General features: G+C 73.2%; 3 protein-coding genes. 1 reads left to right on the top strand and 2 read right to left on the bottom strand.

The genetic code is table 11. The features are described from left to right. Both AB0G02_RS32480 and AB0G02_RS32475 read right to left on the bottom strand, forming a co-directional pair. A partial coding sequence (locus AB0G02_RS32480) for a long-chain fatty acid--CoA ligase (RefSeq protein WP_360801831.1) occupies positions 1-1,401 on the bottom strand: 1,401 nt, incomplete at its 3' end. After that, positions 1,388-2,938, bottom strand: coding sequence for an NAD(P)-binding domain-containing protein (locus AB0G02_RS32475; RefSeq protein ID WP_360801828.1), 1,551 nt, complete (start codon positions 2,936-2,938; stop codon positions 1,388-1,390). The genes AB0G02_RS32480 and AB0G02_RS32475, both read right to left, overlap by 14 nt. Positions 2,939-3,001: 63 nt before the next feature. Between AB0G02_RS32475 and AB0G02_RS32470 the strand changes: the two genes are divergently transcribed. After that, positions 3,002-3,310, top strand: a 309-nt coding sequence (locus tag AB0G02_RS32470) for an aromatic amino acid lyase (protein WP_360801825.1), incomplete at its 3' end; no start/stop codon positions are given.

The following is a 3,310-nucleotide window of genomic DNA, read 5'->3' as shown; positions in this document are numbered from 1 at the left end:
CGGTTCCGCGATGGCGGTCACGCGCACCGGCGCGCACGCCGGGCCGAGTCGGGTGGTCACCAGCTCGCGCAGCGCGGCGAGGTCGGGCGCGCGGCCGTCGGCGGGCACCACGAACGCGTGCACCGCCTCGCCGGTGTCGTCGTCCGGCACGGCGACCACGTACGCCTCGACGACGTCCGGGTGCTCGGTGATGACGCGTTCGATCGGGCCGGCGTAGTGCAGGTTCGCGTTGACGATGACCACGTCCCGGGTCCGCCCGGTCAGGTAGAGGTGGCCGCCGTCGTCGAGGTGGCCGAGGTCGCGGGTGCGCACCCAGCCGTCCACGAACACCTCGGCCGACCGCACCGGGTCCGCCCAGTACGAGCCGGCCTGGGTCGGGGTGCGGACGAACAGCTCGCCGTCCACGCCGGCCGGAACCGGCAGGCCGCGCTCGTCGCGCACCTCGACGCGCACCGCCTCGGGCGGCACGCCCACCGAACCGGGCGGGTCGGCCGGGGTGGCCATGGCGATCGTGCCGGTCTCGGTCTGGCCGTAGCCGTGGAACACGACCGGGCCGAGCACCTCCGCCGCCTCGCGGTGCCGGTCCGGCGACAGGGGTGAGCCGGACACCATCACGGCGCGCAACGTGGACAGGTCGGTCGGCTTGCGGCGCTGGGAGGCCACCAGCTTCGCCAGCCGCGGCACGGTGATCACGCTCCCGGACGCGCGGTACCGGGTGATCGCGTCGGGCAGCGTCGGCGGGTCGGCGGCGACCACCGTCCCGCCGGCGGCGATGGCCAGCACGGCGTACTCGAACATCACCTGGCTCGCCAGCGACCCGAACACGAGGTACCGGTCGAGCCGCGACGCCAGCTCGCGGATCGCGGGCGGCCACGCCTGCGGTCGCGCGGTCCACGCGGCCGACATCGCGGCGTAGGTCTGCGCGCACGCCTGGGGCGCACCCGTGCTGCCGCTGGTGTGGATCAGCCGGGCGACGTCCGCGGGCCTGCCGCCCAGCCGCAGCGGCTCGGGCCGCGCCGAGCGCAGCGCGTCCACGGTGAGCGTGCGCGGGACGTGCCGCACGCCCGGCGAGTCGGTGACCGCGGCGGTGACGTCGAGGTCGAGCAGGTGCCGCAGCTGCGCCTCCGGCAGCCCGGGCCGCACGCCCATCACCCTGGCGCCCACGGCGTGCGCGGCGAGGATCGTGGCGAACGCCTCCGGGGTGACGCCGAGCAGCAGCGCGACACCGTCACCCGGCCTCAGCCCCTCGCCCCGCAGGCCGGCCGCGATCCGCGCGACCAGGTCGAGCAGCTCCCCGCCGGTGACCGCGCGGTCGCCGTGCTCGAACACCGGCCGGCTCGCGGCGGCGTCGAGCGCGTCGAGCACCGCGCGAGGGAACGGCTCGGCCTCACGCGCCGGCAAGGCATTCCTTCACGAACACGACGAGCGGCTGCTGGTGCACCTCGGGCAGGTCCCAGGTGTTCTCCAGGTTCTCGGCCAGGTGGTGCGTCCCGGCGAGCGTGCCGTCGCGGTAGTAGCGCACCACGGGGTGCAGGTAGCTCGCGTCGTGCGCGTTCGCCGCGTCGTTCTCCGCCACGCGCGGGATGGAGATGTCGAACGGGTCCACGGTGTCGTGGTCGGGCCCGTACTCCAGCGTCGCGACGAACCGGTGCTCGGCCGGGCCGAGACCGCCGTCGGCCAGGTACGCGACCGGCACCTCCTCCTCGTACCGCGCGGAACCGCCGGAGACCGTCACCACGTCCCCGATCACCGCGAACTGCTGCCACAGCGCCGACGACCGGTTCACCCGGGCCACGAGCGCGTCGGTGATCGCCTCCGGTGACGGCGCCAGCTCGGTCGACGGCCACGGCGTGTCGTGGTGGCGGGCGGCGAGGATGCGGTGCAGGGCGCGGACCCCGTAGCGGAAGCCGTGGATGAACCCGCTGGTGGACTTCTTGAAGTCCCGCTGCTGCGTGACCGTGCCCGCGAAGTACAGGCCGGGCACGGTGGTGGACTCGAACGCCGGGGTCTGCTCGGGGAACCGGTCGTCGATCACCAGCGCCGGGCGGCAGCTCTCGTCGAACACCGAGGCGTCGAACCGGAACCCGGTGCACGCGATGATCCGGTCGTACTCCAGCTCGCGCAGCTTCTCCACCGTGCGCGCGTAGCGGAACCGGATGCGGAAGCCGCCGCCGGGCCGGGGTTCGATCAGCTCGATCGTGCCGTCCAGGACCGCGTTCTCGCTCTTGAGCTGGTAGGTGTCCAGGAAGTTGTTGTTGACCGCGCGCAGGTGCCCGACGTAGTGCGTCTGCCAGGCCAGCTTGACCGAGTGCGGCCCGGCCAGGTGGACGACGGCCGCGTGCTCCACGAGCGAGTCGGCGGTCTCGAACCCCGAGTTGCCCTTGCCGATCACCAGCACCCGCTGGTCGGTGAAGGACGCGGGGTCGGTGTCGAAGGTGTCGTAGCGCTCGACGTGCTCGATGCCGGGGATCGGCGGCACGTGCAGCTGCGAGACGCCGGTGGTCATGACGAGCCGTGCGGCCTGCCACTGCTGGCCGTTCTGGTCGACGACGGTGAACCCGTCGTCGTCCCGGGAGATCCGCACGGCTTCGGTGTCGTAGTGGACCCGGACGCCGGTGGCCGCCGCGTAGTCGGCCAGGTAGCGGACCAGGTCGTCGGCGGCCGGGAAGTACCGGTCGCTGTAGCGGGTGAACAGCAGCGCCGGGTCGTCGGACAGGATGGAGTTCCAGTCCATCCGCAACCGCTTCTCCGGGTCGGAGTACCCGGTGTGCACCTTGTTGATGGAGATCAGCGTCCGGTGCCTCGGGTAGCGGGTGAAGAAGGTGCCCGGCCCGCTGCCGCGTTCGAGGACGGCGTAGTCGCGGCCGTCGCGCTCCAGGTGGGCGGCGAGCTGCAAACCCGCCGGCCCGGCCCCGATGATCAGGTAATCGTGCGCCATGTGGCAGGAAGCTACCCAGGCGATCTCAGAACTCTCTGAGATCGGATGCCTACCGTCGGTGCCGTGACCACGACCACGCCCGGCAGCCGTACCGACGCCCCGGTGGACCTCGGCGAACCGCTGAGCAGCGACGACCTCCACCGTGCGGCGGCACGGCTCGCGGTGGTCGTCGGACCCCCCGTCCGGGAGCGGCTCGACCGGAGCCGCGAGTTTCTCAGCACCGTGCTCAAGGACGACGAACGCCCCGTCTACGGGGCCAAGACCGGGTTCGGCGCCTTGGTCGGGTTCGCGGGGCGCGAGGACGAGGCCGACCAGTGCGACAACACGCTCGCGCACCTCGGCGCCGGGCAGGGGCCCGACCTCCCGGCCGAC

It is taken from the genome of Actinosynnema sp. NPDC023658 (assembly GCF_040639995.1).
GTDB lineage: Bacteria > Actinomycetota > Actinomycetes > Mycobacteriales > Pseudonocardiaceae > Actinosynnema.
The sequence above is the reverse complement of the archived record's forward strand: the minus strand, read 5'-3'. Positions and strand labels throughout refer to the sequence as shown.